25 protein-coding genes, 1 rRNA gene and 1 riboswitch are annotated in these 26,890 nt (G+C 70.4%); of the genes, 18 read left to right on the top strand and 8 right to left on the bottom strand.

What is annotated here, in order from left to right; genetic code table 11:
* The 11 genes from rrf to ACFYO9_RS38050 all read left to right on the top strand — a co-directional run.
* Positions 1 to 94, top strand: a 5S ribosomal RNA gene (gene rrf / locus ACFYO9_RS38100); the annotation flags it as partial.
* Between the two features lie 153 nt (positions 95 to 247).
* Positions 248 to 856, top strand: a complete 609-nt coding sequence (locus ACFYO9_RS38095; RefSeq protein ID WP_358708074.1) for a CDP-alcohol phosphatidyltransferase family protein — start codon at positions 248 to 250, stop codon at positions 854 to 856.
* 112 nt (positions 857 to 968) lie between these two features.
* Positions 969 to 3,464 carry a mannose-1-phosphate guanyltransferase gene (locus tag ACFYO9_RS38090; protein WP_355814812.1) on the top strand — a complete coding sequence of 832 codons (2,496 nt, stop codon included), beginning with the start codon at positions 969 to 971 and terminating at the stop codon, positions 3,462 to 3,464.
* Positions 3,465 to 3,552: 88 nt separating this feature from the next.
* On the top strand, positions 3,553 to 4,452 hold the full coding sequence (locus tag ACFYO9_RS38085) for a DUF881 domain-containing protein (RefSeq protein ID WP_358777206.1): 900 nt from the start codon (positions 3,553 to 3,555) through the stop codon (positions 4,450 to 4,452).
* Positions 4,449 to 4,781: a small basic family protein gene (locus tag ACFYO9_RS38080; protein WP_003988855.1), complete on the top strand. Its 333-nt coding sequence runs from the start codon at positions 4,449 to 4,451 to the stop codon at positions 4,779 to 4,781. The genes ACFYO9_RS38085 and ACFYO9_RS38080 overlap by 4 nt, the downstream gene beginning before the upstream one ends.
* A 5-nt stretch (positions 4,782 to 4,786) precedes the next feature.
* Entirely contained in the window at positions 4,787 to 5,629 is an 843-nt protein-coding gene (locus tag ACFYO9_RS38075) for a DUF881 domain-containing protein (protein ID WP_358777211.1), read from the top strand.
* An 82-nt stretch (positions 5,630 to 5,711) separates the two neighbouring features.
* Positions 5,712 to 6,674, top strand: a complete 963-nt coding sequence (locus ACFYO9_RS38070; protein ID WP_355815277.1) for an FHA domain-containing protein — start codon at positions 5,712 to 5,714, stop codon at positions 6,672 to 6,674.
* A gap of 46 nt (positions 6,675 to 6,720) precedes the next feature.
* Positions 6,721 to 7,464, top strand: coding sequence for a MerR family transcriptional regulator (locus ACFYO9_RS38065; protein ID WP_355814821.1), 744 nt, complete (start codon positions 6,721 to 6,723; stop codon positions 7,462 to 7,464).
* A gap of 75 nt (positions 7,465 to 7,539) precedes the next feature.
* Positions 7,540 to 8,013 carry a bifunctional nuclease family protein gene (locus tag ACFYO9_RS38060; protein WP_063795355.1) on the top strand — a complete coding sequence of 158 codons (474 nt, stop codon included), beginning with the start codon at positions 7,540 to 7,542 and terminating at the stop codon, positions 8,011 to 8,013.
* Between the two features lie 169 nt (positions 8,014 to 8,182).
* A complete protein-coding gene (locus ACFYO9_RS38055) occupies positions 8,183 to 8,797 on the top strand; it encodes a MerR family transcriptional regulator (RefSeq protein WP_355814824.1) in 615 nt (204 codons plus the stop codon).
* Positions 8,798 to 8,856: 59 nt separating this feature from the next.
* Positions 8,857 to 10,395: a DNA polymerase IV gene (locus ACFYO9_RS38050; RefSeq protein ID WP_358777205.1), complete on the top strand. Its 1,539-nt coding sequence runs from the start codon at positions 8,857 to 8,859 to the stop codon at positions 10,393 to 10,395.
* 29 nt (positions 10,396 to 10,424) lie between these two features.
* On the opposite strand, the gene ACFYO9_RS38045 is transcribed toward ACFYO9_RS38050, so the two are convergent.
* Complete coding sequence (locus ACFYO9_RS38045; RefSeq protein WP_355814830.1) at positions 10,425 to 10,802, bottom strand: PRC-barrel domain-containing protein; 378 nt, start codon at positions 10,800 to 10,802, stop codon at positions 10,425 to 10,427.
* A gap of 144 nt (positions 10,803 to 10,946) precedes the next feature.
* Positions 10,947 to 11,047, top strand: a riboswitch (glycine riboswitch).
* 188 nt (positions 11,048 to 11,235) lie between these two features.
* On the opposite strand from ACFYO9_RS38045, the gene gcvP reads away from it, so the two are divergent.
* Positions 11,236 to 14,124 (top strand): aminomethyl-transferring glycine dehydrogenase, encoded by a 2,889-nt coding sequence (gene gcvP, locus ACFYO9_RS38040; protein WP_358777204.1) that lies wholly within the window; start codon positions 11,236 to 11,238, stop codon positions 14,122 to 14,124.
* A 132-nt stretch (positions 14,125 to 14,256) separates the two neighbouring features.
* Here the strand turns inward: gcvP and ACFYO9_RS38035 are convergent, their stop codons facing one another.
* Positions 14,257 to 14,463, bottom strand: a complete 207-nt coding sequence (locus ACFYO9_RS38035; protein ID WP_150219870.1) for a DUF5999 family protein — start codon at positions 14,461 to 14,463, stop codon at positions 14,257 to 14,259.
* Positions 14,464 to 14,781: 318 nt separating this feature from the next.
* Positions 14,782 to 15,369, bottom strand: a complete 588-nt coding sequence (locus ACFYO9_RS38030; RefSeq protein WP_358708061.1) for a hypothetical protein — start codon at positions 15,367 to 15,369, stop codon at positions 14,782 to 14,784.
* A gap of 485 nt (positions 15,370 to 15,854) precedes the next feature.
* Here ACFYO9_RS38030 and ACFYO9_RS38025 point away from each other — a divergent pair, with 485 nt between their 5' ends.
* Positions 15,855 to 17,378: a glutamate--cysteine ligase gene (locus ACFYO9_RS38025; RefSeq protein WP_355814840.1), complete on the top strand. Its 1,524-nt coding sequence runs from the start codon at positions 15,855 to 15,857 to the stop codon at positions 17,376 to 17,378.
* A gap of 68 nt (positions 17,379 to 17,446) precedes the next feature.
* Here ACFYO9_RS38025 and ACFYO9_RS38020 read toward each other — a convergent pair whose 3' ends face one another.
* Positions 17,447 to 19,222, bottom strand: a complete 1,776-nt coding sequence (locus ACFYO9_RS38020) for a substrate-binding and VWA domain-containing protein (RefSeq protein WP_358777203.1) — start codon at positions 19,220 to 19,222, stop codon at positions 17,447 to 17,449.
* 167 nt (positions 19,223 to 19,389) lie between these two features.
* On the opposite strand from ACFYO9_RS38020, the gene ACFYO9_RS38015 reads away from it, so the two are divergent.
* Positions 19,390 to 20,193, top strand: coding sequence for a type II CAAX endopeptidase family protein (locus ACFYO9_RS38015; protein WP_358777202.1), 804 nt, complete (start codon positions 19,390 to 19,392; stop codon positions 20,191 to 20,193).
* Between the two features lie 108 nt (positions 20,194 to 20,301).
* On the opposite strand, the gene ACFYO9_RS38010 is transcribed toward ACFYO9_RS38015, so the two are convergent.
* Positions 20,302 to 21,159 (bottom strand): PhzF family phenazine biosynthesis protein, encoded by an 858-nt coding sequence (locus ACFYO9_RS38010; RefSeq protein WP_358777201.1) that lies wholly within the window; start codon positions 21,157 to 21,159, stop codon positions 20,302 to 20,304.
* A 123-nt stretch (positions 21,160 to 21,282) separates the two neighbouring features.
* Positions 21,283 to 21,882 (bottom strand): ankyrin repeat domain-containing protein, encoded by a 600-nt coding sequence (locus ACFYO9_RS38005; protein ID WP_358777200.1) that lies wholly within the window; start codon positions 21,880 to 21,882, stop codon positions 21,283 to 21,285.
* A gap of 152 nt (positions 21,883 to 22,034) precedes the next feature.
* On the opposite strand from ACFYO9_RS38005, the gene ACFYO9_RS38000 reads away from it, so the two are divergent.
* Positions 22,035 to 22,697, top strand: coding sequence for a PadR family transcriptional regulator (locus tag ACFYO9_RS38000; protein ID WP_358708049.1), 663 nt, complete (start codon positions 22,035 to 22,037; stop codon positions 22,695 to 22,697).
* Positions 22,698 to 22,824: 127 nt separating this feature from the next.
* Here the strand turns inward: ACFYO9_RS38000 and ACFYO9_RS37995 are convergent, their stop codons facing one another.
* Positions 22,825 to 23,253: an SRPBCC family protein gene (locus ACFYO9_RS37995; RefSeq protein ID WP_358777199.1), complete on the bottom strand. Its 429-nt coding sequence runs from the start codon at positions 23,251 to 23,253 to the stop codon at positions 22,825 to 22,827.
* A 294-nt stretch (positions 23,254 to 23,547) separates the two neighbouring features.
* Here ACFYO9_RS37995 and ACFYO9_RS37990 point away from each other — a divergent pair, with 294 nt between their 5' ends.
* Positions 23,548 to 24,366, top strand: a complete 819-nt coding sequence (locus ACFYO9_RS37990) for a putative protein N(5)-glutamine methyltransferase (RefSeq protein ID WP_358777198.1) — start codon at positions 23,548 to 23,550, stop codon at positions 24,364 to 24,366.
* A gap of 97 nt (positions 24,367 to 24,463) precedes the next feature.
* Here ACFYO9_RS37990 and ACFYO9_RS37985 read toward each other — a convergent pair whose 3' ends face one another.
* The gene (locus ACFYO9_RS37985) at positions 24,464 to 24,652 is read right to left on the bottom strand and encodes a hypothetical protein (protein WP_355814872.1); all 189 of its coding nucleotides are present in this window, start codon (positions 24,650 to 24,652) and stop codon (positions 24,464 to 24,466) included.
* 208 nt (positions 24,653 to 24,860) lie between these two features.
* Here ACFYO9_RS37985 and ACFYO9_RS37980 point away from each other — a divergent pair, with 208 nt between their 5' ends.
* On the top strand, positions 24,861 to 25,451 hold the full coding sequence (locus ACFYO9_RS37980) for a Clp protease N-terminal domain-containing protein (RefSeq protein ID WP_355814875.1): 591 nt from the start codon (positions 24,861 to 24,863) through the stop codon (positions 25,449 to 25,451).
* Between the two features lie 320 nt (positions 25,452 to 25,771).
* Positions 25,772 to 26,713 (top strand): EamA family transporter, encoded by a 942-nt coding sequence (locus ACFYO9_RS37975; protein ID WP_355815283.1) that lies wholly within the window; start codon positions 25,772 to 25,774, stop codon positions 26,711 to 26,713.
* The last annotated feature ends 177 nt before the right edge of the window (positions 26,714 to 26,890 follow it).

The raw sequence follows: 26,890 nt of genomic DNA, 5'->3' as shown, positions 1-26,890 counted from the left end.
AACGCCCGGTTACATTCCGAACCCGGAAGCTAAGCCTCACAGCGCCGATGGTACTGCAGGGGGGACCCTGTGGGAGAGTAGGACGCCGCCGAACTTCTTTTATAGCCGTGGTTCCTGGATTCAATTCCAGGGACCACGGCTTTTTTGTTTTGCGGGGGTGGTGCCGGCACCCCTCTGCACCGGCATGCGGCCACTGAGGGTAAGGTCAGGGGGCATCATTGGCTCTTTCCTCACAGGAGGCCCCCGGGTGGAGGTCCAGGAGACACGCGTCCAGACGGACCGTGTCCTCACCATCCCGAACATCCTCAGCATGGCGCGCCTCGCCGGCGTGCCCCTCTTCCTGTGGTTGATCCTCAGGCCGGAGTTCGGGGGGCCCAACAGCGACGGATGGGCGCTGCTCGTCCTGGCGTTCAGCGGCGTCAGCGACTACCTGGACGGCAAGCTCGCCCGGCGCTGGAACCAGATCAGCAACCTCGGACGGCTCCTCGACCCGGCGGCCGACCGGCTCTATATCCTCTCCACGCTGGTCGGACTGACCTGGCGGGAGATTCTTCCGCTCTGGCTGACCGCGGCACTTCTGCTGCGCGAGCTGGTTCTGCTGGTGATGGTCGGCGTCCTCAGGCGGCACGGCTATCCGCCGCCGCAGGTGAACTTTCTGGGCAAGGCCGCGACCTTCAACCTGATGTACGCCTTTCCACTACTGCTGCTCAGCGACGGAAGTGGCTGGCTGGCCACACTCGCTGCTATTTTCGGATGGGCGTTCGCAGGATGGGGTACAACCCTGTATTGGTGGGCAGGGATCCTGTATGTGGTTCAGGTCCGCCGACTTGTCAAGGTGGACAGACTGGCCGATTGAGCTCGCCGATTCGGCGGCTGCAGAGGCTCCACGGCCCGCATCTGACATACGCGGGCCATCCCTGGTGAGCTGGGTCGGCTAGGTCGTCTCTATTGAGGAGGACGTTTCCGACATGAAGGCCGTCGTGATGGCCGGTGGTGAGGGCACGCGCCTTCGCCCCATGACCTCGAGCATGCCCAAGCCGCTCCTTCCTGTGGCCAATCGGCCGATCATGGAGCATGTGCTGCGTCTGCTGAAGAGGCATGGGCTCACCGAGACCGTAGTAACAGTGCAGTTCTTGGCGTCGCTCGTCAAGAACTACTTCGGCGACGGCGAAGAGCTCGGGATGGAGCTCACCTATGCCAACGAAGAAAAGCCGCTCGGCACCGCGGGCAGCGTGAAGAACGCCGAGGAAGCGTTGAAGGACGACGCCTTCCTCGTGATCTCCGGTGACGCTCTCACCGACTTCGACCTCTCCGAGCTGATCGCCTTCCACAAGGAAAAGGGCGCGCTCGTCACCGTCTGCCTGACGCGTGTTCCGAATCCGCTGGAATTCGGCATCACCATCGTCGACGAGGAAGGAAAGGTCGAGCGCTTCCTCGAGAAGCCGACCTGGGGGCAGGTCTTCTCCGACACGGTGAACACGGGCATCTATGTGATGGAGCCCGAAGTATTCGACTACGTCGAGGCCGATGCGTCCGTCGACTGGTCCGGCGACGTCTTCCCGCAGCTCATGAAAGAGGGCAAGCCCATCTACGGCTATATCGCCGAGGGCTACTGGGAGGACGTCGGCACGCACGAGAGCTACGTCAAGGCGCAGGCCGACGTGCTGGAGGGCAAGGTCGACGTCGAACTCGACGGCTTCGAGATCTCGCCCGGCGTGTGGGTCGCCGAAGGGGCCGAGGTCCACCCCGACGCCGTTCTGCGCGGGCCGCTGTACGTCGGTGACTACGCCAAGATCGAGGCGAACGCCGAGATCCGTGAGCACACCGTCATCGGCTCGAACGTCGTCGTCAAGGAGGGCGCGTTCCTGCACAAGGCGGTCGTCCACGACAACGTCTACATCGGGCAGCACAGCAATCTGCGGGGCTGCGTCGTCGGCAAGAACACCGACATCATGCGCGCCGCCCGCATCGAGGACGGCGCGGTCATCGGTGACGAGTGCCTGGTCGGTGAAGAATCGATCGTCCAGGGCAACGTCAGGGTCTACCCGTTCAAGACGGTCGAGGCCGGCGCGTTCGTCAACACCTCCGTCATCTGGGAGTCCCGGGGCCAGGCGCACCTCTTCGGGGCGCGCGGTGTGTCCGGCATCCTGAATGTGGAGATCACGCCCGAGCTCGCCGTCCGCCTGGCGGGCGCGTACGCGACGACCTTGAAGAAGGGCTCCACCGTCACCACGGCACGTGACCACTCTCGTGGTGCGCGAGCCCTGAAGCGGGCGGTGATCTCGGCGCTGCAGACCAGCGCCATCGACGTACGGGACCTGGAGAACGTGCCGCTGCCGGTCGCCCGGCAGCAGACCGCGCGAGGCAGCGCGGGCGGCATCATGATCCGGACGACGCCCGGAGTGCCCGACTCCGTCGACATCATGTTCTTCGACGGGCAGGGCGGCGACCTGTCGCAGGGGAGCCAGCGGAAGCTTGACCGGGTGTACGCGCGTCAGGAGTACCGGCGGGCCTTCCCCGGTGAGATCGGCGACCTGCACTTCCCGTCCAGCGTCTTCGACTCGTACACCGGCTCCCTGCTGCGGAACGTCGACACCACCGGCGTCGCCGAGTCGGGCATCAAGGTCGTCGTCGACGCGTCCAACGGAAGCGCCGGCCTCGTACTGCCGAGCCTCCTCGGGAAGCTCGGGGTGGACGCGCTGACCATCAACCCGGGGCTCGACGAGTCCCGGCCCACCGAGACCGCGGACGGGCGCAGGTCCGGCCTCGTGCGGCTCGGGGAGATCGTGGCGTCGGCCAGGGCCGCCTTCGGCGTGCGGTTCGACCCGGTCGGCGAGCGGCTTTCGCTCGTGGACGAGAAGGGACGGATCGTCGAGGACGACCGGGCGTTGCTGGTCATGCTCGACCTGGTCGCGGCGGAGCGGCGCAGCGGACGGGTGGCGCTGCCGGTGACGACGACGCGCATCGCCGAGCAGGTCGCGGCGTACCACGGCACCCAGGTGGACTGGACGACCACGTCGCCGGACGATCTGACCAGGGTCGGGCGCGAGGACTCGACGATCTTCGGCGGAGACGGGCGGGGCGGGTTCATCGTTCCCGAGTTCAGCGGCGTCTTCGACGCAACTGCCGCTTTTGTGCGGCTCATCGGGCTCGTGGCGCGGACTCAGCTCACCCTGAGCCAGATCGACGCGCGGATCCCGCGGGCGCACGTCCTCAAGCGTGACCTGGCGACTCCGTGGGCCGTCAAGGGTCTGGTCATGCGGCGCGTCGTGGAGGCCGCCGGGGACCGGTCCGTGGACACCACCGACGGTGTGCGGGTCGTGGAGGCCGACGGGCGCTGGGTTCTGGTGCTGCCGGACCCCGCGGAGGCCGTCACCCATCTGTGGGCCGAAGGGCCCGACGACGCGTCCGCGCAGGCGCTGCTGGACGAGTGGTCCACGGTGGTGGACAGCGCAGGTCGCTGACCCCTCGCGGAGCCGGGCGGCGCCCACAACAGGTGCTGCCCGGCTCGCCGGTGGGGCCATTCGGAGGTAGCCCCCGCGACGTGCGACGATGTGCGGCATGCCGCAGCAGCCCCCCGTTCGGAGCACCCCCTCGCGCCCCCGGCGCCCGGACGCCTCCATGTCGCTGCTCACCACGGTCATGGACCACAGCCTCGACGAGGGATACGCGGAGGCGGCGGCCCGCAAGAAGGCCAGAGGGGACGGGGGTGCCCCTCGCCCGCTGCGGGCCAAACTCGGGCTCGCGGCCGGTCTGGTGCTGGCGGCCCTCGTGGTCACCGTGGGGGCGGCGCAGGCGCGCATAGAGGCCCCGGTGGTGGCCAAGGAGCGCGAGGAGCTCATCGACCGCGTCGAATCGGCCACCGAGGGTGCCGACCAGCTCGAGGACGACGTGGACAAGCTCCGCGACGACGTGGGCGAGCGCCAAGAGGCCGCGCTGAAGAAACACGGCGGCAGCCAGGGCGAGTTGCTGGGTCTCCTGTCGGGCGCCACGGAGGTCCACGGGCCCGGTGTGAAGCTCGTCGTGGACGACAAGAAGCAGGCCGATCCGGGTGGCGGCGGGCCGCGCGAGAGCGCGAGTTTCTCCGACACCGGCCGGGTGCGCGACCGCGACATGCAGCGCGTCGTCAACGGCCTGTGGGAGTCCGGCGCGGAGGCCATCTCCATCAACGACCAGCGCCTCACCGCCCTGTCGGCGATCAGGGCCGCGGGTGACGCGATACTGGTCGACAACAGACCGCTGGTGCCGCCGTATACGGTGCTCGCGGTGGGGGACGCGAAGCGCTTGAGCACCCGGTTCCAGAACAGCCGCGACGGTCAGTACCTGCACGCTCTGCAGGAGAATTTCGGCATCAGGACCAGCATCTCCGTGTCGGACGAGCTCAGGCTGCCGGCAGCGCCGAGCGTGACCGTACGTACAGCAGAGCCGAAGGCAGGAAAGGGCACATCGTGATCGCCGTACTGGGCCTCGTCGTGGGAGTCGTGGCCGGATTGTTGGTTCGGCCCGAGGTTCCGGCGGTGGTCGAGCCGTATCTCCCGATCGCCGTGGTCGCGGCTCTCGACGCCGTGTTCGGCGGGCTGCGGGCCATGCTCGACGGCATCTTCGACGACAAGGTGTTCGTCGTGTCGTTCCTGTCGAACGTCGTGGTGGCCGCGCTGATCGTGTTTCTCGGGGACAAGCTCGGCGTCGGGGCGCAGCTGTCCACCGGTGTCGTCGTCGTCCTCGGCATCCGCATCTTCTCCAACGCCGCCGCGATCCGCCGGCATGTCTTCAGGGCGTGACGCCGATGAGTTCCGACGACAGGCCCGGCCCCAACCCGCGCAGGGAGCTCCCCGCGGAGATTCCGAGCGCGCCCGAGCCGCCGCCCGCGCCGCCCGCACCCGAAGGGCCCGCGGCGAAGCCGCAGCTCACCGGCAGGCAACGGCTGAGGCAGGGGCTGTGGCCGCCGCGGGTGACCCGGCCCCAACTCATCGTCGCCCTGCTGCTGTTCGTGCTGGGCCTCGGACTGGCCATCCAGGTGCGGTCCAACAACGACAGCGGCGCGCTGCGCGGCGCGCGACAAGAAGATCTCGTACGCATCCTCGATGAACTGGATGACCGAACTCAGCGTCTGGAAGAAGAGAAGCGACGCCTCGAGGACCAGCGGACCGGGTTGGAGAACAGCTCGGACCAGGCCGAAGAGGCGCGCAAGCAGACGGTCGAGCGGGAGAGGCAACTCGGCATCCTGGCCGGCACGGTGGCGGCCCAGGGGCCCGGCATCACGCTGACCATCGAGGACAAGAAGGGGGCGGTCGAGGCGGACATGCTGCTCGACGCCATTCAGGAGCTGCGCGCCGCCGGCGCCGAGGCGATCCAGATCAATGACGTACGTGTGGTGGCCAACACCTACCTGTCCGACGCCACCGGCGGCGGCGTACGGGTGGACGGTCACAAGGTGGGCGAGCCGTACCTCTTCAAGGTGATCGGCAAGCCGCAGGATCTCGAACCTGCGCTGAACATCCCGGGAGGTGTGGTGCAGACTCTGGAGAAGGAGCAGGCCACGGTGACCGTGGAACGCTCGGAGAAGATCGTAGTGAACGCCTTGCGACCTGCGAAGCGGCCTGACTACGCTCGGTCGTCCTCCCAGTGAGGGGCGGACGCATGGGGGCCGTGAGGCGAGGGCATGAGGTTGCGGGGGGTCGGCGCACCGTAAGCGTGGTGCGTGGTGGAAACTGTTTGGTGGCCACAGACGTTGTGAGGATGTCTGGCTCACCGATGAATGCCGGTATGTGCAATCAGGGTTCGTCCTGCCCCACGGGCGGGTCTGTTTCGGTCAAGGGGAATCGCCCGTGAAGTTGTTTGCGAAGTTGTTCGGCAAGAGCGCACGAGAGGACAGCGGCAATCCGGCCACTGCCCGCCACCGTGCCCCGCGCCACGGAGATGGTGAGGAGCAGGGCGCGGAGCGCCCGATGTTCCGTGATCAGGTCGCTGGTCCAGGCGGTGACATTTCGGGCGGACAGGGCGCGTCGTCTGTTGACCCTGCCGGTCCCGGCCGCATAGGTTTCGGGGAACCTTCAACCTCAGGTACGGGTGGAGGGTTCACCCCCGGCCCGTACGCGTCGAATGCCCCTGCGGGGCAGCCACGGCAGGAGGACCCGTCCATGGCCCTGGTGTGTACGAGGTGCGGGAACCGCAACGCCGAGGCGAGCCGGTTCTGCTCCAACTGCGGTGCGCCGCTGCGCGCCGGAGCCTCGCCGGAGCGTCCGTCCGAGACGACCTCCACGATCTCCATCTCGGGCCTCGAGGCCTACGACGCCGAGACGACGGGGCAGACCGCGACCCCCGCGCTCTCCCCGGAGGCGCAGGCGGCCGTCGACGCTCTGCCGCTCGGTTCCGCGCTGCTCGTCGTGCGCCGCGGGCCGAACTCGGGCAGCCGTTTCCTGCTCGACGGCGAGCTGACCACGGCGGGGCGTCACCCGCAGAGCGACATCTTCCTCGACGACGTGACGGTGTCGCGTCGCCACGTGGAGTTCCGTCGTCTCCAGGACGGTTCGTTCACCGTCGCCGACGTGGGCAGCCTCAACGGCACGTACGTCAATCGTGAGCGCATCGACTCCGTCGCGCTCTCGAACGGCGACGAGGTGCAGATCGGCAAGTACCGCCTGGTCTTCTACGCGAGCCAGCGGGCCATCTGAACCACCCCCAGACGCGGTCTGGGGGGCACACCCCCAGGGAAGGTCCATGCTTCAAACACCGAGGGGCGGTGCCGACATCGGCACCGCCGCCGCGGACCGTCGGCTGATGAGCATCGGTACCGTGCTGAACCAACTGCGGGACGAGTTTCCCGAGGTCACGATCTCCAAGATCCGGTTCCTGGAGTCCGAGGGGCTCATCGAGCCGCAGCGGACGCCGTCCGGGTACCGGAAGTTCGCCCCGGAGGACGTCGAGCGGCTCGGGCACGTCCTGCGGATGCAGCGGGACCACTATCTGCCGCTCAAGGTCATCCGGGAGCACCTCGACGCGCTGGAGCGGGGCGAGCGCCCTCCCATGCCGTCCCTGGGGCGCCAGCGGGACGGCGGTGACGCCAGCGGCCCGGACGAGGCCGAGGGGCCGACGGCGGCCCGTGTGGGCCGTGACGAGCTGCTGGCCGCGGCCGAGATCGACGAGGTCCAGCTCAGCGAGTGGGAGGCGTACGGTCTGGTCGCCCCGCTGCCGGACGGCGGATACGACGCGGAGGCCGTCACGGTCGCCACGCTCGTCGTGGAACTCGGCCGGTTCGGTATCGAGCCACGGCATCTGCGGGCCATGAAGGCCGCGGCCGAGCGCGAGGCCGGGCTCGTCGACCAGGTGGTCGCACCGCTGCGGCGGCACCGAAATCCGCAGACCAGGGCCCATGCCGAAGCTCGTACCAAGGAGCTGGCGGGGCTCACCGGCAGGCTGCATCTGGCGCTCGTGCAGACGGCGCTCGGGATCAGACTGCCCTGACCACGCGTGCGTCCGGCCGGTACTCGGCGGGTGCCCGACTACCCAAACCTGCCAGCCACGTCCTAGGGTTGCTGTGTGAACGAGCTCGACGTCGTAGGTGTCCGGGTCGAAATGCCCTCCAACCAGCCGATCGTGCTCCTGCGTGAAGTGGGAGGCGACCGGTACCTTCCCATCTGGATCGGACCAGGTGAGGCGACCGCCATCGCCTTCGCACAGCAGGGCATGGCACCCGCACGGCCGCTGACCCACGACCTGTTCAAGGACGTGCTGGAAGCGGTGGGCCAGGAGCTCTCCGAAGTGCGCATCACGGACCTGCGGGAAGGGGTCTTCTACGCCGAGCTGGTCTTCGCCAGCGGGGTCGAGGTGAGCGCGCGGCCGTCCGACGCCATAGCGCTCGCGCTGCGCACGGGTACGCCGATCTTCGGCAGCGACGGTGTGCTGGACGACGCCGGCATCGCGATCCCGGACGAGCAGGAGGACGAGGTGGAGAAGTTCCGCGAGTTCCTCGACCAGATCTCGCCCGAGGACTTCGGCACCAACAGCCAGTGAGCCGCTTACGGCGGCCCGCGTCGGACCATTCGGCTAGCCTTTCCCGGCTACGAGGCACGGGAAACCACTCTCAGGGTGATTATCACTCGGCGTGCCGAGTGTGGCGATCGTTGACGAGCCCCTGGCGACTGCCTACCGTCGATGAGGCAGGTCAAGGAGGGAGGTCGGCGTGAGAAGCAGCGGCGACGGTACGGCGGTGGGCGGGCCGTACCCGCTCCACGGCGGCGGGACCGATCACTCTCCGAGTCGCCCCATGGCGGTCCAGGGGAGCGGGGACGCGGCGTCCGGGCAGGAGCGGATCGGCTATCGGGGGCCCACCGCGTGCGCGGCAGCGGGCATCACCTATCGACAGCTCGACTACTGGGCCCGTACGGGCCTGGTCGAACCGAGTGTGCGGGCCGCGGGCGGTTCGGGGACCCAGCGGCTCTACAGCTTCCGCGACGTGGTCGTCCTGAAGATCGTGAAGCGGTTCCTCGACACCGGTGTGTCCCTGCAGAACATCCGGACGACGGTCCAGCACCTGCGTGAGCGCGGGTTTCAGGACCTGGAGCGGATGACGTTGATGAGCGACGGCGCGACGGTCTACGAGTGCACGTCGCCCGGTGAGGTCCATGAGCTGCTCCAGGGCGGTCAGGGCGTCTTCGGGATCGCCGTGGGTGTCGTGTGGCGCGACGTCGAGGCGGCGCTGTCCCAGCTGCACGGAGAGCGCATCGACACCGGCGAGACACTCATCGGACACAACCCGGCCGACGAGTTGGCCAGACGGCGCAACAAGGCCGTCTAGGCCGGGCTCCGGGGCGGTCCGCGGTCGCGTTGTCAGTGGCATAGGGCAGCATCAGAGACGTGAGAAGCGCGCCGACGATTCTGCATCTGGACATGGATGCCTTCTACGCGTCCGCGGAACAGGCCGCGAAACCGAGTCTGCGCGGAAAAGCCGTGGTGGTGGGCGGTCTGGGGCCGCGCGGTGTGGTGGCGACCGCGTCCTACGAGGCGCGTCGTTTTGGTGTGCACTCCGCGATGCCCATGGGGCAGGCCCGGCGGCTGGCGCCGAACGCCGCCTATCTCGTGCCGCGCTTCGGGCTGTACCGCGAGGTCAGCGAGCAGGTGATGGGGCTGTTGCGGAAGCTGTCGCCGCTCGTGGAGCCGCTCAGCCTGGACGAGGCCTTCGTCGACCTGGAGGCGGGTGGCGTCGCCGACGACGCGGAGTCGGCTCGGGCCGTGGGGGAGCGGCTGCGGACGGACATCAGCGAAGTGACCGGACTGACTGGTTCCGTGGGGCTCGCCGTCTCCAAGATGCTGGCCAAGATCGCCTCCGAGGAGGCCAAGCCGGACGGGCTCCGGCTGATAGCGCCGGGGACGGAGCGGGCCATGCTCGGGCCGATGTCGGTGCGCACGCTGCCCGGCGTGGGCCCGGCCACCGGGGACCATCTGCGGCGGGCCGGGATCATCACGGTCGAGGAGCTCGCGGAGGCCGGTGAGGACGAGCTCGTACGACTCCTGGGCAAGGCGCACGGAGGCTCGCTGTACGCGATGGCGCTGGCGCTCGACGAGCGGCCCGTGGTGGCCGAGCGGGAGAGCAAGTCGGTGAGCGTCGAGGACACGTACGACGTGGACATCCATGACCGGGTGCGGATCCGGGGTGAGGTCGCGCGGCTCGCCGACCGGTGTGTGGAGCGGCTGCGGGCGGCCGGTCACTCGGGGCGCACCATCGTGCTCAAGGTGCGGCGGTTCGACTTCTCGACGCTGACGCGCTCCGAGACGCTGCGCGGGCCCACGGACGACCCCGGGGTGGTGCGGGAGGCCGCGGCGCGGCTGCTCGAGTCCGTGGACACCACGGGAGGGGTGCGGCTGCTCGGTGTGGGCGTCTCCGGCCTCGCGGACTACACACAGGAGGACCTCTTCGCGCAGGCGCAGGCGCAGGCGCAGGCTCAGGCCGCCGAGGCGCTTGCTCGGGCGGCCGGGGCGGAGGCCGTCGCGGTCGAGTCGGCTGAGGCGGTGGGAGCCGCGCAGGGGGGCGTGGAGGGCGGTTCCGGGTGCGAGGGCGGCGATGCCGGGGGCGGTGACGTCGTGGCCGAGGAGCCGGTCGCGCTCGGTGAGCGGCGGTGGGCGGCCGGGATCGACGTACTGCACAGCGAGTACGGGCACGGGTGGGTCCAGGGGAGCGGGCTCGGGCGGGTGACGGTGCGCTTCGAGACGCCGTACTCGGCTCCGGGGCGGGTGAAGACCTTCCGGACGGACGATCCGGATCTGGTGGCCGCCGAGCCGCTGCCGCTGGTCGCCGCGGTGCCGTCGGCGCCCGTGGCCGGGGCGGAGCCCGGGAGGGGGCTCGAGAACGCCTCCGGTGTCGCTCGGGCGGAGGTGGGGGACCAGGGGAAGGGCTGAGGCCGCCGGCGGAAGGGATGAGGACGGCGTCAGGGGGATTCCGTGCCCGCGATGCGGCCGAAGCTCTGGTCGGGAGGAGGCGTCCGCGGTGGCGTCGTGTCCAGGCCGTAGTGGTGGTAGAGCTGGAGTTCCTGCTCGGGGGAGAGGTGGCGGCCCACTCCGAAGTCCGGGGCGTCCTTGATCAGGTCGCGGTCGAAGGGGATCCGTACCGTGCCGTCCTCGCCCAGCTCGCTCGGCTCCAGCGGCACGAAGGCGTCGCGGCTGAACAGGCCGGTGCGTATGGCGGCCCACTCCGGGGCCCCGGTGGCGTCGTCGAGGTAGACCTCGTCGATCGTGCCGATCTTCGTCCCGTTCCGGTCGAACGCCTTGCGGCCGATCAGGTTGCGCGGATCGATGTCGGTCTGCACGGGCCCTCCAGATGGTCGCGGGCTGTCGAAACCGGGCGTAACTCATCCTTATTCGTTCGTAGTCACTACGAAAGAGCACTTCGGGGCAGGTGGCCACTCGAGGGATCGGCCGTGGTCCTCGCTGGTAGGCTGGCGTTCGGCTGTTGACCCCGTGCGGGAGAGCTCTCCGGAACACGGTTCCCGGAGGCGCCGAAGGAGCAAATCCTCCCCGGAATCTCTCAGGCATCCAGTACCGCACGGACGAGGTCACTCTGGAAAGCAGGGTGGGCGTCGGGCGGGCACGTTCGAAACCCCTCCTCACCGACGGTGAAAGCAGATCTGTCGACATGACGGGACTGTGAAGCTCTCAGGTTGAGATGACAGAGGGGGAGGCCGTCCGGGTACCCGCGCCGTGGTACCCCTCGCAGGTCGTGCAGACCAGGAGGCCTCCGCCATGACTGCCACCAATCGCATCCCGCTCTCCGCGCTCGAGCAGGGCATCCCCTTCGAGGAGCGGCACATCGGGCCCGATGCGGAAGCACGGGCCAAGATGCTCGCCCAGGTCGGGTACGGCTCGCTCGACGAGCTGACGGCCGCCGCGGTGCCGGATGTGATCAAGAACGCCGAGGCCCTTGACCTGCCCGGCGCGCGCACCGAGGCCGAGGTGCTGGCCGAGCTGCGCTCCCTCGCCGACCGCAACCAGGTCCTCGACTCCATGATCGGACTCGGGTACTACGGCACCTTCACGCCGCCGGTCATCCTGCGCAACGTGATGGAGAACCCCGCCTGGTACACCGCGTACACGCCGTACCAGCCGGAGATCTCGCAGGGCCGCCTCGAAGCGCTGCTCAACTTCCAGACCATGGTCGCCGAGCTGACCGGCCTGCCCACCTCCGGGGCCTCGCTCCTCGACGAGGGCACCGCCGCCGCCGAGGCCATGGCCCTGTCCCGGCGCATGGGCAAGGTCAAGAACGGCGTCTTCGTCGTCGACGCCGACGCGCTGCCGCAGACCATCGCCGTCATCCAGACCCGCGCCGAGCCCACCGGCGTCGAGATCGTGGTCGCCGACCTGAGCGACGGCATCCCCGCCGAGGTCGCCGAGCGCGGCGTCGTCGGCGTCCTCGTGCAGTACCCGGGCGCCTCCGGTGTCGTACGGGACATCAAGCCGCTCATCGACCAGGCCCACGAGATCGGTGCCGTCGTCACCGTCGCCGCCGACCTGCTCGCCCTGACGCTGCTCGCCTCGCCCGGCGAGCTGGGCGCCGACATCGCCGTCGGCACGACGCAGCGCTTCGGTGTGCCGATGGGCTTCGGCGGCCCGCACGCCGGTTACATGGCGGTGCGCGAGAAGTTCGCGCGCAGCCTGCCCGGGCGGCTCGTCGGCGTCTCCGTCGACGCCGACGGCAACAGGGCCTACCGGCTCGCGCTGCAGACCCGTGAGCAGCACATCCGCCGCGAGAAGGCCACCAGCAACATCTGCACCGCTCAGGTGCTGCTCGCGGTCATGGCCGGAATGTACGCCGTCTACCACGGCCCCGAGGGCCTGAAGGCCATCGCCCGGCGCACCCACCGGTACGCGACGCTGCTCGCGGCCGGGCTCGCGGCCGGCGGCGTCGAGGTCGTGCACGGCGCCTACTTCGACACCCTGACCGTGCGCGCCGATGGCCGCGCGGAGGAGCTCGTCGCGGCCGCCCGCGAAGGCGGCGTGAACATCCGCCAGGTCGACGCCGACCACGTCTCGCTCGCCTGTGACGAGACCACCACGCGGGCCCAACTCGCCGCCGTATGGGGCGCGTTCGGGGTCGAGGCCGACGTCGAGGCGCTCGACGCAACCGTCGCGGACACGCTGCCCGACGGCCTGCTGCGCACCGACGACTACCTCACCCACCCCGTCTTCCACCAGAACCGCTCCGAGACCGCGATGCTGCGCTACCTGCGCAGGCTCGCCGACCGCGACTACGCGCTCGACCGCGGCATGATCCCGCTGGGCTCCTGCACCATGAAGCTCAACGCGACCACCGAGATGGAGCCGGTCACCTGGCCCGAGTTCGGCCAGCTGCACCCCTTCGCCCCCGCCCAGCAGGCGCAGGGTTACCTCACGCTCATCCGCGAGCTGGAGGAGCGCCTCGCCGAGGTCACCGGGTACGACAAGGTCTCCCTGCAGCCCAACGCCGGTTCGCAGGGTGAGCTGGCGGGTCTGCTCGCCGTCCGCGGCTACCACCGGGCCAACGGCGACGACCAGCGCACCGTCTGCCTCATCCCCTCCTCCGCGCACGGCACCAACGCCGCGAGCGCCGTCATGGCCGGCATGAAGGTCGTCGTGATCAAGACCGCCGACGACGGCGAGATCGACGTCGAGGATTTGCGCGCCAAGATCGAGAAGCACCGCGACGAGCTGTCGGTGCTGATGATCACCTACCCCTCGACGCACGGCGTCTTCGAGGAGCACGTCGCCGACATCTGCGCCGAGGTCCACGAGGCCGGCGGCCAGGTGTACGTGGACGGGGCCAACCTGAACGCGTTGGTGGGCCTCGCCAAGCCGGGTCACTTCGGCGGCGACGTCTCGCACCTGAACCTGCACAAGACCTTCTGCATCCCGCACGGCGGCGGTGGCCCCGGTGTCGGCCCGGTCGGCGTGCGCGAGCACCTCGCCCCGTACCTGCCGAACCACCCGCTGCAGCCCGCGGCCGGCCCCGAGACCGGTGTCGGCCCGATCTCCGCGGCGCCGTGGGGCTCGGCCGGGATCCTGCCGATCTCCTGGTCGTACGTGCGCCTGATGGGCGGCGAGGGCCTGAAGACCGCCACCCAGGTCGCGGTGCTCTCCGCCAATTACATCGCCAAGCGCCTGGAGCCGCACTACCCGGTGCTCTACACCGGTCCCGCCGGTCTCGTCGCGCACGAGTGCATCGTCGACCTGCGCCCGCTCAGCAAGGCGACCGGCGTCAGCGTCGACGACATCGCCAAGCGGCTCATCGACTACGGCTTCCACGCGCCGACCATGTCCTTCCCGGTCGCCGGCACGCTGATGATCGAGCCGACGGAGAGCGAGGACCTGGGCGAGATCGACCGGTTCTGCGACGCGATGATCGCCATCCGCCGGGAGATCGAGAAGGTGGGCGCCGGTGAGTGGAGCGCCGAGGACAACCCGCTGCGGAACGCCCCGCACTCCGCCGCCGCGCTGAGCGGTGCGTGGGAGCACGGCTACAGCCGCGAGGAGGCCGTCTTCCCGGCCGGTGTCGTCGCCTCGGACAAGTACTGGCCGCCGGTGCGCCGCATCGACCAGGCGTACGGCGACCGGAACCTGGTCTGCTCCTGCCCGCCGCTGGATGCGTACGAGGACTGATCACGGCGCCCGGGTGGCGCGGGCATACTGCGGGGCCGGTTCGGAGTTCTTCTCCGGGCCGGCCCCTCGTTTCTCGGGCGGTGCGGTGGTGCGGTCGTGCGGTCCTGCCGTGGTGCGGTGTGCCGGCGGTGGTCAGGCCGCCGTCATGATCCGGTCGGTGCCCAGCGGTCGGTGCGGTGCGATGATCTGTCCGTCCGGCAGCAGCTCACCGGTGTCCTCGAAGAGCAGGACGCCGTTGCACAGCAGGCTCCAGCCCTGTTCCGGGTGGCTCGCCGTGAGGAGCGCGGCTTCCCGGTCGGCGGAGTCGGCTGTCGGGCACGGTGGTTGGTGCTGGCACATGGAAGGGTTCTTTCGCTGCGATGAGATGGCTGTGACGTCGGTCCTGTGGCTCGATGCGGTGTTCATAACCGCCCCCCGTTGTAGTCGGTCCGGTCCCAGTGTTGCCCTCCGCGCGTCAATCCGCAGGGATTTTGCCGCAGCGGTTCCTACTGCTTGAGGACGTATCACCCGCGCGGACGGTTCAGCTCAACTCCACTGTCTTTTCGGGTGGTTCGGCGTGGCCCGAGTGGGCTAGTCCACCTGGGTGGGCAGCGCTGTGCCCCGCGGCCGGGGCGGCGGGGCACAGTGCGGACGTACGGGCGACCTCGGCCGGGTGCCTCAGGCGGGCGAGCTCAGCAGGGGTGCCGGGGTCAGGCGGTGGTTGAGCATCGGAAGGAGCTCGGCGACGCGGTGCGGACGGTGGGCCGCGATGCCGGGCGGTGCGGGCGCCAGGGGTACGAGCAGGTCGGTGGCGGCCAGCGTCCCCTCGGCGCCGTCGTCCGTGCAGTCTCGGTGCAGCCAGAGCGTGAGCATATAGAGCTCCGGCACCGAAAGGAGCCGGGGCTGATAGGGCACCGGCATGGCCTCCGCGTGCCGCAGTGACCGCTCCGTGGAGGTGATGTAGGGCCCCTCGAAGAAGTGCGAGAACGCCCAGCCGTCCGGCGTGAGCATCGTGTCGGCCGCGGCGACGGAGCGCTCGCCGCAGCGGATCAGGAAGCGCCAGCCAAAGAGCCGGGTGGTGGGTGACGTCCCCTCGGGAGTGATGCGGTCCAACACGTGGACCGGCAGCGGGAGTTCGGGACTCGTCGGTCCCTGCGCGGCACGCAGGGACGGGGTGCGGGCCTCGCGTACGGCCGTGGGGGAACCGAGTGCCGCGAGGACGCTGCGCAGGGCGGGCGCGGGAGCCGGGGGGACATGCAGCGGCATGGTGGGTCGCCTCTCTCGTTCGACAGGCACGGTGGAGCGGGGGCGGGTGCGTGACGGCGCTGTCAGGCTCTGGGTCAGAGGGGCGGGGGCTGGATACCGCGAGCGCCAACTCTCTGCCTAGATTGCGGAGTTTATACGAGGTGTGTTCGGACGGTGTTTCACCTAGACGCAGTGGATATTGCGGACAAGGTGCAAATGCGCCGTCCTTGTGAGACGTTTATCCTGATTTCGCAGGGGCGCTGCCGCCGTGACCTCGGATTTCCGCCGGTACGCGGTCGGCCGATTCCTGCCGGTACTTTTGACCAGGTGGTTCGGAACGGAATCTTCACTGTGCCGCATGCCTGGTGAATGTGCCGGACGGCAAGGTGTGTCGAGCGTAGCGCCCGACGGCGGTGCGTGGGGCGTTATCGATCACATTGCCGGGGCATCATCCCCCGTACACAGCGGTCCGACCCACGGCCGCCCGCTTCAGGAGGGACGCTTCGATGGGGGAGAAGGTCGCGGCAGGCACGTTCGACCTGGCCGATCGGCACCACTACCGAGGCAAGCTCCGCGAGTGCCTTGCGGGGCTGGAGCGATTGCTGGCGGAGGAGCGATTCGACCGGCCCAAGAATCTGATGGGCATGGAGATCGAGCTGAATCTCGTCGGGCCCGACGGGCTGCCGAGGATGTTGAATGCGCAGGTACTGGAGCGCATCGCGAGCCGGGATTTCCAGACCGAACTCGGAATGTTCAATCTGGAAGTGAACATTGCCCCGCACCGGCTCGGCGGCCGGGTGCTCGACCGGCTCGCCGAAGAGCTCCGCACCGGCCTCAACTACGCCCACAGAAAAGCCAACGAGGTCGACGCCGGCATTGTCATGATCGGTATTCTGCCGACGCTGAACCGCGCCGATCTGGTCTCCGCGAACCTTTCCGACGTCGATCGCTACGCCCTGCTGAACGACCAGATCGTGGCGGCGCGCGGGGAGCGTTTCGTCCTGGACATCGAGGGCGTGGAGCGGCTGACCTGCACCTCGGCGTCGATCGCGCCGGAGGCGGCGTGCACGTCGGTGCAGCTGCATCTGCAGGTCACGCCGGGACGCTTCGCCGATGTGTGGAACGCGGCGCAGGCCATCGCCGCGGCGCAGGTCGCCGTCGGGGCCAACGCGCCGTTCCTGTTCGGTCGCGAGCTGTGGCGCGAGTCGCGGCCGCCGCTGTTCCTGCAGTCCACCGACACCCGGACGCCCGAGCTGCAGGCGCAGGGGGTGCGGCCGCGCACCTGGTTCGGGGAGCGGTGGATCACCGGGCCGCTGGAGCTCTTCGAGGAGAACCTGAAGTACTTCCCGGCGCTGCTGCCGCTGCTCGACGAGGAGATCCCGCGCGAGGTCCTGGACGCGGGCGGCGTGCCGCAGCTCGGCGAGCTGGTGCTGCACAACGGCACCGTCTACCGCTGGAACCGCCCGGTGTACGGCATCGCCGACGGCGTCCCGCACCTGCGGGTGGAGAACCGGGTGCTGCCCGCGGGGCCCACCATCACCGACGTCATCGCCAACGCCGCCTTCTACTACGGCCTGGTGCGGGCCCTCGCCGAGGAGGCGCGGCCCGTCTGGACCCGGCTGCCCTTCGAGGCCGCCGCCCGCAACTTCGACACCGCGTGCCGCGACGGCATCGACGCCACGCTGCAGTGGCCGCGGCGCGGCAGGCTCGGCGGCACGGCGGAGGTGGCGGCCGTGGACCTCGTACGCGACGAGCTGCTGCCGCTCGCGGCCGCGGGTCTGGACGCGTGGGGCGTGGAGGCCGCCGACCGGGATCTCTACCTCGGGGTGATCGAGGAGCGGTGCCGGCTGCGGGTCAACGGGGCGTCCTGGCAGGCGACGACGTACCACCGGGCGCTGGAGGCCGGGATGGCGAGGGAGGCGGCGCTGGCCGCGACCACGCAGCGGTACGGGGAGCTGATGCACACGGGGGAGCCGGTGCACACGTGGCCCGTGGGGCTCAGGCAGCCGGCGGTGCCGCTCGGCGGGTGACGCCGCGTGCGACCCGGTGGGTGACGCCATGTGTGACTCGGCGGGTGACGCCATGCGTGGCTCGGTGGTCAGCCCTGGTTGCTGCCCGCCTCCATGATCGCCTTGAGGATGACCGCGTGGATCTGCGCCGGGTCGTCGACCTGGTGGCCGGAGCCGCCGGTCGCCTCGGCGATCTGCTGGACCTCGTCCTTGTCGGCCTCAGGACCGACGGCGATCGCGATGACCGGCACCGGCCGCCGCGGATCGGCGAGCTCCTCCAGCCGCGAGATGAGGGCGCTGCGCGAGATGCTGTCCGGGTCCTGGTTGGCGCCGTCGGTCAGGATCACCAGGGCGTTGAACTTGCCGCGCGCGTACGTCGACCGGGCCTCTTTGTACGCGGCGAGCGTGGTGTCGTACAGGCCGGTCGCCCCGCCGGGTACGGGCTGCAACCCGTTGAAGGCCTCGGTCAGGCGGTCCCGGTGGGTGGCGCCGCCCTCGCGGCCGCCGAGGCGTTCGGCCGGCTCCAGCTCGCGGTAGTCACGGTTGCCGTCGAGACTGGTGGCGAACTCCCACAGGCCGATCTCGTCCTCGTCCGTGAAGCCCGCGAGGGCCCGCAGCAGCGAGGACTTGGTGACCTCCATGCGCGACTGGCCCCGGCCCGGCACCAGTTGGCGCATGGATTCCGAGGCGTCGACGACCGTGTTGAGCCGGGCGCTCTGCACGGTGATCGTCCACATGCCCAGGGTCTCCTGGAGCTGCTTGTCGGAGGGCGGGTCGAGGGACTCCGCCGCGTAGGGCTGCGGGGTGCGGCCCCCGGCGGCGGTGATCAGCCGGTCGGAGGGCCGCTCGAGGTCGGTCCTGAAGCCGTGGTCGGCCAGGATCTTCTGGCCCTTCTCGTCGCTGAACATCGTCATGAAGCGCAGTGCCGCACGGCTCGTGTCGGTGGACATCCGGTCGTCCTCGACGAGCGTGTACGGGTAGTCCAGCCGGGGTGAGCCGTCCTTGGGGTAGAAGAGGTCGAGGCCGTTCTCCTCGCCGGCGCTCTCGTTGTGCGCGAAGGCGGCCTGCTCGGAGATGATCAGGGCCTGGTTGCGGCGCGGGTTGCCCTGTTCGGTGCCGGAGCCGTCGGGGGCCAGGGTCTCCAGGAGCCGGCCGTCGTTGTCGGTGGTGCGGGCGGACAGCGACTTCGCCAGTGCGGCGGCCTGGGTGTCGCCCTCGTCGCCGCCCTGCTTCTTCGCGGACGCGCCCAGTTCGGCGAGGGCGAGCAGGCCGGTCGCGCTGCGTGCGGGATCGGCGGCGCCCAGCCGGAGTTTGTCGCTCTTCATGGCGGCCGCCGTCAACTTCGGCCAGTCGTACGTCTTCTTGGGCCAACCCAGGGACTCCGCGGCGGAGGGGATCACGCCGATGGCGACGGGGGACGAGGCGATGTTGCCCGCGGGGGATATCTTGTGCTGCTTCGCGCCGAGGCCCACGCGCCGGACCCACAGGCCGGAGTCCGGCACCCACACGTCGTACTCGGGTTCGCCCTTGCCGGCGCGGAGTTCGGTGGCGACGTCGTACGAGTCGCGGGCGCTCACCCGTACGTCGATGCAGTGGCCGTCGGAGGTGAGCTCCTCCTCGCGGGCGGTGGCGGCGGCCTTGCGCAGGGCCGGGGCGATGGCGGGCGCGGCGACGACGTCGAGGTCCACCGCGTCGTCCGCGCAGGACCCGCCGAAGGAGAGCAGTCCGCTGCCGACCGCCGCCGCCGTGCCGCCCGCGATCATCAGGACGAGCGCCGTGGCCAGGGCGACCGTGCGGCCGCGGGCACGCGGCCGGGGGTCGGACGCGGCCGTCCCGTGCTCATCGGGCAAGCTGTGACGTCCCATGGCGGTGGTGCCCCTCCTTGATCGATGAAGCAAGGAAAGAGGGGGCTGTACGCCCGAAACCGGCGTCCGTCCCCCTCGGCCTGTCGCGCACGATCTTCGTAACTTCTTTCGAGACCCTAGCGGGACGAGGATGGGGATGAGGCGGGATTACTCAACTGGAGGCGTCAGTGCAAGCGGAGCCGGGGCCGATGGCCGGTTCTTTTCCAGCGGACGGGCCCTCGCGGCGCACTCTCCGGGACGAGACGTTGCTCGTCCTGGCCCTCTCCCTCGGGGCGAGCGGAGTGTCCGCGCTGATCAGCTTTGTCGGCTCGGTCACCAAACCGGGGGGTCTCAAGGACCAGGCCGCCACGCTGAACAGTTCGGCGGCGCCGGGACGTCCCTGGCTGGATCTCGCGTGGCAATTGTTCGGAATCGCCACGGCGTTGGTGCCGGTGGCGCTGGTCGCGCACTTCCTGCTGCGGGAGAGGGCGGGGCTGCGGACGATCGGGTTCGACCGGACGCGGCCGTGGCCCGACCTGGGGCGCGGCGCCGCGGTCGCCGCGGTGATCGGCAGCACGGGCATCGCCTTCTACCTGGCGGCCCGCGGCCTCGGCTTCAACCTCACCGTGGTGCCCGAGGACTTGCCTGACGTGTGGTGGAAGTACCCCGTCCTCGTGCTGTCCGCGGTGCAGAACGCGGTCCTGGAGGAAGTGATCGTCGTCGGCTATCTGCTGCGCAGGCTCGGGCAGTTGGGGTGGACGCCGATGGCGGCGCTGGTGGGCAGTTCGGTGCTGCGGGGCTCGTACCACCTGTATCAGGGCATCGGCGGGTTCTTCGGGAACATGGCGATGGGCGTGGTGTTCGTGCTGCTCTACCGCAGGTGGGGGCGGGTCGGGCCCCTGGTGGTGGCGCACACGCTGCTGGATGTCGGGGCGTTCGTCGGGTACGCGCTGCTCGCGGGGAAGGTGGACTGGCTGCCAACGCCTGCGTGAGGCGGGGGCGCGCGGCGGATCGACGGTGTCGGTGGTGGGGACGTACGAGTCGCTCGTACGTCCCCACCACCGTGTCCGTCGTCCCCATCGCCGTGTCCGTGGGTGTGGTCAGGCGAAGAGCTCGCCCTCGATGACCGTGACCGCGCGGCCGCTCAGCAGGGTGCGGTCGCCGCGCAGCTCCGTGCGGACCAGGCCGGTGCGGGGCGAGGCCTGCAGGCCGGTGAGCCGGGCGCGGCCGATGCGCTCGGACCAGTAGGGGGCGAGGGCGGTGTGCGCGCTGCCCGTCACCGGGTCCTCGTCGATGCCGACGCGCGGGAAGAAGCAGCGCGAGACGAAGTCGTAGGCACCGGAGGGGTTCTCGGCCCTGGCCGTGGCGATGATGCCGCGCTCGGAGTGGTGGACGAGGGCCTTGTGGTCCGGGGTGAGCGACCGGACCGTCTTCTCGTCGGCGAGCTCGACCAGCAGGTCGCCGACCTGCCGGCCCGTGTCGTACGCGGTGAGCGGCGCGGCTCCCAGGGCCTGGGCGATGCCGTCGGGGACGGCGGCCTCGGTGAGCGGGGCGGTCGGAAAGTCCAGGGTGAGGGAGCCGTCCTCGTGCGCGGTCGCCGTGAGGACACCGCCGCGGGTGGCGAAGCGGACTGTGCCGGACGCGGCGCCCGTGGTGTGCAGGACGTGGGCCGTGGCCAAAGTGGCATGGCCGCAGAGGTCGACCTCGGTGGCGGGCGTGAACCAGCGCAGCGCCCAGTCGGCGTCGGCGCCATCGGGCAGCGGGTGGGCGAAGGCGGTCTCCGCGTGGTTGACCTCGGTGGCCACGTGCTGCAGCCAGGTGTCGTCGGGGAAGGCGTCGAGGAGCAGGACACCGGCCGGGTTGCCGGCGAAGGGGCGGTCCGTGAAGGCGTCGACGACGCGGATGCGGTGGGACGTCGGGGGCGGCGTCGTGGTCTGAGGCGGAGTCGGAGTCGGCATGGGGTCGACGGTAGAGGGCCGCGCGGCGGGGAGGGTAAGGCCAATTGCGTGTCACTGGACTTGTCTTCGGAGTGGATTGGCTCCTGCCGTCGAGGACGTCGCCGCACCTGGACGGCCGCAGGCTCAGTCCTGGATGCCCGCAGCGTGCAGGGCGTCGACGATGAGCGCGTACTTCTGTGCGGCCTCCGGGAACCGCTCGGCACCTGCGCGGGCCTCGCTCAACGCCTTCGCCGTTGGCGTCGCACCCAGGGCGAGCAGCTGGTGCGCCATCTGCACCTGCCCGAAGGCGGCCGTCCACTCAAGGGGCGTCTTGTCCTTCATCACTGCGTTGATGTCCGCTCCATGACGTAGGAGCAAGGCCACGGTCTGCGGGTGCCCCTGCTCCACGACCGTCGCTGCCAGCACCAGCGGTACGTGGTTCAACCTGCCCTGAGCGTCGGTGGGGGCGCCGGCGTCGAGCAGGATTCCCACCACTGCCGTGTGCCCGTGCATGGCCGCCAGGCAGAGCGGCGTCAACTCGCCGTACTCGCCTGCCCGTTGCCGCGGATCGGCTCCCGCGGCGAGGAGCAAGCGAACAGTCTCGGTGTGCCCCGCGTACACCGCGAGATCCAGCGGGGTACGCCCGGTCGTGCTCACGGCATCCACCTCGGCACCGGCGTGCAGCCACCGTGCCACCGCAGCCGCGTCTCCGTCCCGTGCCGCCTGTGCAAGCCCCTCCGCCATGTCCACACCTCGATCATGCCCGGTCGCAGAAGCGCAGGTCAGGCGGAGGGTTGTCAGACGAACTATTCCGATATATCGTTGAGGCATCGCGACAGGTTCGCGACTGATCAAAGATCGGATCGTCCGGTCGACCACATCAAGGAGTGATCGCTATGCGTTCCCACGGTTTTGAACACGAGCACGGACGCGGCCATGGACATGGCCGTCACGGCGGCCCCGAGGGCCGTGAAGGATTCGGCCGCGAAGGATTCGGCGGCTTCGGTGGCTTCGAGGGGCGACGCGGTGCGTTCGGTCCCTTCGGCCCCGGCTTCGGCGGACCCGGTGGCCCCGGCGGTCCCTGGGGCGGGCGCGGCGGGCGGGGCGGCCCTCGTGGGCGGGCTCGGCGCGGTGACGTACGCGCGTCGATCCTGGCCCTTCTGAAGGACCGGCCCATGCACGGTTACGAAATGATCCAGGAGATCGCCGAGCGCAGTGGCGGGGCGTGGAAGCCCAGCCCCGGCTCGGTCTACCCCACCCTCCAGCTCCTGGAGGACGAGGGCCTGATCAGCAGCGCGAGTGAGGGCGGCAAGAAGCTGTTCTCCCTCACGGACGCCGGCCGCGAGGCTGCCGCCGAAGGCCCGGAGGCGCCCTGGGAAGAGGCCGGGCGCGGCGTCGACTGGGAGACGCTGAACGAGATCCGGCAGGCCGGCTTCGGTCTGATGGAGGCGTTCGGTCAGGTCTGGAAGACCGGCAGCAAGGAGCAGCGCGAGAAGGCGGTCTCCGTCATCAACGACGCCCGCAAGAAGCTGTACCTGATCCTCGCCGATGAGGACTGACGTGGCCGGGGCCGATGGCCCCGCCGCGAAGAGGCGCCCCGCACGTATGGTGCGGGGCGCCTCTTTCGTTCTGCCGGTGGAGGTGGAGGTGGAGGTGGAGGTGGAGGTGCGGGTGGAGATGGGGAGGTCACGTCACCAGGCCGTCCAGCCTCCGCAGGGACTCGTTCAGGGCGGCGGTCGCCGAGTCCTTCAGTTTGCCCGCCATCAGGGAGACGGCGGCGCCGGTGAACTCGCCCTCGATGCGGACCACCGTGCCGGAGCCCTCGGGTGCGAGGGAGTAGCGGGTGGTGACGTTGACGCCCATCGGGCCCTTGCCGGCGATGGCCAGGGTGCGGGCTGTCTCCAGCTCCTCGATGGTCCAGTTGACCTCGGCGGGGAAGCCCATCAGCTTCATGTTCTCCACGAAGGTGCCGCCCGTCTCCAGGGTGGTGGGGCCACCCTGCGGAAAGCTGGTGTGCGTGGAGTTCCACTCGCCGTACGAGGAGAAGTCGGTGAGCTGGGCCCAGACCTTCTCGGCGGGCGCCTCGATCCGTGCTTCCGCGCTGACTTCGGCCATGCGGCCACCCCTTCCCGTCGGGCGCTGCGACGGCCGCAGCTACGGTGTCGCGGAACGTAGCCGCAGGGTCCGGAACATTCAATACTGATGAACCGTCAGCTTTGCTGGGCTGCGGGTCGGCGTCTGGCCATGGGGTAGTGTGCTGATGCCCTGTGAGGGACACAGGCGGCGCGCTTTGGAGGTGAGACCCATTACCGCAGTGACAGGTCGGGTGCTCCCCCTTCGCGACCGCGCGGTTCACCCGGCATAGGTGACCGAGGGAGCCCCGTCGGGATCCCGAAAGGTTTTCTCCGCATGTCGGTTCCAGCTTTTTTTTCGGCTCACCCCCTCTCTCTCCCCTCAGTGGACCGCTCCTCCGTCGTCGGCACGTTGCGCGCAGCGGGCTGTGTCTTCGCCGAGGACGAGGCCGAGTTGCTTCTCTCCGCCGCCCGCACCCCGGCCGAACTGGCCACCATGGTCGAGCGCCGCGCGGGCGGCCTTCCGCTCGAACACGTACTTGGCTGGGCGGAGTTCCGCGGTCTGCGGATCGCCGTGGACCCGGGGGTCTTCGTGCCGCGCCGCCGCACCGAGTTCCTCGTCGGGCAGGCCGTCGCGCTCGCCGGGCGCGAGCCCGTCGTCGTCGACCTGTGCTGCGGATCGGGCGCGCTCGGCGCCGCGCTCGCCGCCTCGCTCGGCCCGGTCGAGCTGCACGCGGCCGACATCGACCCGGCGGCGGTCCACTGCGCCCGTCGCAATGTCGCCGGCGCCGGGGGCGAGGTCCACGAGGGCGACCTCTACGACCCGTTGCCCGGCGCCCTCCGCGGCCGCGTCGGCATCCTGCTCGCCAACGTCCCCTACGTGCCGACCGGCGAGGTCGGACTGCTTCCCGCCGAGGCCCGCGTCCACGAGGCGCGGGTGGCGCTCGACGGCGGGGCGGACGGGCTCGACGTGCTGCGCCGGGTGACCAGGGAGGCGCCCGAGTGGCTCGCTCCCGGCGGCCACCTGCTCTTCGAGACGAGCGAACAGCAGGTGCCCGCCGCCGTCGACGCCGTAGAGCGGGCCGGGCTCGTGGCGCGCGTCGTCGAGGACGATGAGCTGTACGCGACGGTGGTGATCGGGACGCGGAGCGTCTGAGGGGCGCTCGAGGGCTCAGGGGCCCAGGGGCTGAGGTCTGAGGGCTGCGCGGCGGACGGGCCGGCCCGCCTCACCCCGCCCGCCTCACCCGGCCGCCTCAGCCCACCCGTCGTATCACCGCCGCGTCGAAGAGGTCCGACGCCCGCGGGTACGGGCTCTCGTCGTGGCAGTGCCAGGCCTCCCAGAACAGGTCGGCGGGCAGCGCGTCGTCGGGTGCGTACACCCGGTAGACGTACTGCCTGCCGTCGACCGCCGGCAGGGCGACCATCCAGCACCTGTGCCCCATGCCAGTAAGACGTGTGGCGCCGGGCCGTGGTTGCCGAGCGATGGGGGACGGGACGGCGCGGGGCAAGGCGGCGCGCGCCCCGGAGAGCGGCAGGTCGGATCTCATCCGTAAGGAGGACAACCAACGCACGCTTGCCCAACCTGTGTCGGACGCCAAGATGCTTCCCGCCGCCGATGCATATGCCGCCGGGGGTTGATGAGGTGGGAGAGTGCAAAGCCGTACCCCGCCCGGCGCCGAACCCGGCCCGACCCGAGCAGAATCCGACTCCAGACTCAGCGCGGAGCTGGCGTCCGTCGTGGCCGGCGCGCGCCGGCGCGCGGTGCGGGACGGGGACCGGCAGATCGACACCGCGCACCTGTTGCACTCCCTGATGGAGACCGACCCCGAGGTGCGCGCCGTCTTCGAGAGCGGTGCGCAGGCGGTGCGGGTCCTCGGCTACCTCGTCCAGCGCAGCATCGGCTACGGCCTGCGGTGGCAGGGGACGGTGGAGGACTCCGGCGCGGTGCCGGTGGTGCCCTCCGTGGCGGAGGCGGGCTGGTCCCCCGCGGCCGGTACGGCGATGGACGTGGCCCTGGAACGGGCCGAACTGCGCGGCGAGGCGCGGGCGCTCGGCATGGACCTGCTCGCCGGCCTCGTCGCCGACCCCGACTGCCGCGCCGTCGAGGTCCTCGGGCGGGCCCGGGTCGACGTCGACGTGCTGCTCGGGCGCATAGAGGCGGGGTGCCGTCAGTACGCGTCCGGCGGCCATGGGTTCGCCGGGGGCCGGGCGGAGCCCGAGGGGCGGGACTGCGGCTGCTGACCGCGGCCGCGGTGTGCGGGACTGGCGGCGGTGAAGTTTCAGGTGGATGAGGTCGGTCCTGGTGAGGGGCCGGCCTTTCGCGGGTTCGGGGGCGGCGGCGTCCGCACCGTGAGACAGGGGTCTAAGAGGGTGACGGTCATGACGCCGCCTGCCATGATGTGCCGGTGCAAGCGTCTGACGGGATACAGGAGAGCCGGGCGAGCCTGGGCAGCCACGACGGCCGAAGGGGCCAGGGCGGTACGGGCGACCGCAGCGGTGAACGGAGCAGTGGTCAACGGAGCGGCGGCCAGGGCAAGAGCGGCAGGGGCGTCGGCCTCGCGCTGGCCCTGGTCTCGGCCGTCGCCTTCGGAGGCTCCGGTGTCGCGGCGAAACCGCTGATCGAGGCGGGACTCGACCCGCTCCACGTGGTGTGGCTGCGGGTGGCGGGCGCCGCCCTGGTCATGCTGCCGGTGGCCTGGCGCCACCGCGGGTTGTTGCGGAGCAGGCCCGCGCTCCTCGTCGGGTTCGGCCTCCTCGCCGTCGCGGGCGTTCAGGCCTGCTACTTCGCGGCCCTCTCCCGTATCCCCGTCGGCGTCGCGCTGCTGATCGAATATCTCGCCCCCGCGCTCGTCCTCGGCTGGGTGCGCTTCGTGCAGCGCCGCCCCGTCACCCGGGCCGCCGCGCTCGGCGTCGTGCTCGCCGTCGGCGGGCTCGCGTGTGTCGTCGAGGTGTGGTCGGGGCTGAGCTTCGATGCCGTCGGGCTGCTGCTCGCGCTCGGCGCCGCCTGTTGCCAGGTCGGCTACTTCGTCCTGTCCGACCAGGGCAGCGACGCGGGGGCGGACGCCCCGGATCCGCTCGGCGTCATCGCGTACGGGCTGCTCGTCGGCACCGCCGTACTGACCGTCGTCGCACGGCCCTGGGGCATGGACTGGTCCGTGCTCGCGGGCGACGCCGACCTGGACGGCTCGTCGGTTCCGGCCTGGGCGCTGCTCGCCTGGATCGTGCTGATCGCCACGGTCGTCGCGTACGTCACCGGCGTGCTGTCCGTCCGCAGGCTCTCGCCCCAGGTGGCGGGCGTCGTCGCCTGCCTGGAAGCGGTGATCGCGACCGCGCTCGCCTGGGTCGTCCTCGGCGAGCACCTCTCCGCGCCGCAGGTCGTCGGCGGCGCGATCGTGCTCGTGGGCGCGTTCATCGCCCAGTCCTCGGCGCCGTCCGAACCGGTCGTGCCGGGCGTGGTCCCGGACTCCGAAACGGAGTTGTCGCGCAGCTCGGGCCCGGCCTAGGGTGCCGGACATGCATTCGCGCGCACTCGTTCTTCCGCCCCCCGCCGCTTAGCGCGGGGCGCTCACGGATCTCGCCCGGGCCTGTGACGGCCGGGGCGGAACGGTGCTGCCCGCAGACGGAGCCAGTCGTCCCTCTCTGCTGCGGAGAATTCACGTGTCACATCTGCCGAGCACGTC

It is taken from the genome of Streptomyces sp. NPDC005863 (assembly GCF_042871345.1).
In the GTDB taxonomy this organism is placed as follows: domain Bacteria; phylum Actinomycetota; class Actinomycetes; order Streptomycetales; family Streptomycetaceae; genus Streptomyces.
This window is presented reverse-complemented; position numbering and strand designations above follow the sequence as displayed.

What these genes read in the sequence shown, in the direction of transcription:
- ACFYO9_RS37985 (WP_355814872.1), bottom strand. Translation starts at nt 24,652, where the DNA reads ATGGGGCACAGGTGCTGGATGGTCGCCCTGCCGGCGGTCGACGGCAGG.
- gcvP (WP_358777204.1), top strand. Translation starts at nt 11,236, where the DNA reads ATGACTGCCACCAATCGCATCCCGCTCTCCGCGCTCGAGCAGGGCATC.
- ACFYO9_RS38030 (WP_358708061.1), bottom strand. Translation starts at nt 15,369, where the DNA reads ATGCCGCTGCATGTCCCCCCGGCTCCCGCGCCCGCCCTGCGCAGCGTC.
- ACFYO9_RS38035 (WP_150219870.1), bottom strand. Translation starts at nt 14,463, where the DNA reads ATGTGCCAGCACCAACCACCGTGCCCGACAGCCGACTCCGCCGACCGG.
- ACFYO9_RS37995 (WP_358777199.1), bottom strand. Translation starts at nt 23,253, where the DNA reads ATGGCCGAAGTCAGCGCGGAAGCACGGATCGAGGCGCCCGCCGAGAAG.
- ACFYO9_RS37990 (WP_358777198.1), top strand. Translation starts at nt 23,548, where the DNA reads ATGTCGGTTCCAGCTTTTTTTTCGGCTCACCCCCTCTCTCTCCCCTCA.
- ACFYO9_RS38025 (WP_355814840.1), top strand. Translation starts at nt 15,855, where the DNA reads ATGGGGGAGAAGGTCGCGGCAGGCACGTTCGACCTGGCCGATCGGCAC.
- ACFYO9_RS38065 (WP_355814821.1), top strand. Translation starts at nt 6,721, where the DNA reads ATGCTTCAAACACCGAGGGGCGGTGCCGACATCGGCACCGCCGCCGCG.
- ACFYO9_RS38075 (WP_358777211.1), top strand. Translation starts at nt 4,787, where the DNA reads ATGAGTTCCGACGACAGGCCCGGCCCCAACCCGCGCAGGGAGCTCCCC.
- ACFYO9_RS38085 (WP_358777206.1), top strand. Translation starts at nt 3,553, where the DNA reads ATGTGCGGCATGCCGCAGCAGCCCCCCGTTCGGAGCACCCCCTCGCGC.
- ACFYO9_RS38010 (WP_358777201.1), bottom strand. Translation starts at nt 21,159, where the DNA reads ATGCCGACTCCGACTCCGCCTCAGACCACGACGCCGCCCCCGACGTCC.
- ACFYO9_RS38090 (WP_355814812.1), top strand. Translation starts at nt 969, where the DNA reads ATGAAGGCCGTCGTGATGGCCGGTGGTGAGGGCACGCGCCTTCGCCCC.
- ACFYO9_RS38000 (WP_358708049.1), top strand. Translation starts at nt 22,035, where the DNA reads ATGCGTTCCCACGGTTTTGAACACGAGCACGGACGCGGCCATGGACAT.
- ACFYO9_RS38005 (WP_358777200.1), bottom strand. Translation starts at nt 21,882, where the DNA reads ATGGCGGAGGGGCTTGCACAGGCGGCACGGGACGGAGACGCGGCTGCG.
- ACFYO9_RS38020 (WP_358777203.1), bottom strand. Translation starts at nt 19,222, where the DNA reads ATGGGACGTCACAGCTTGCCCGATGAGCACGGGACGGCCGCGTCCGAC.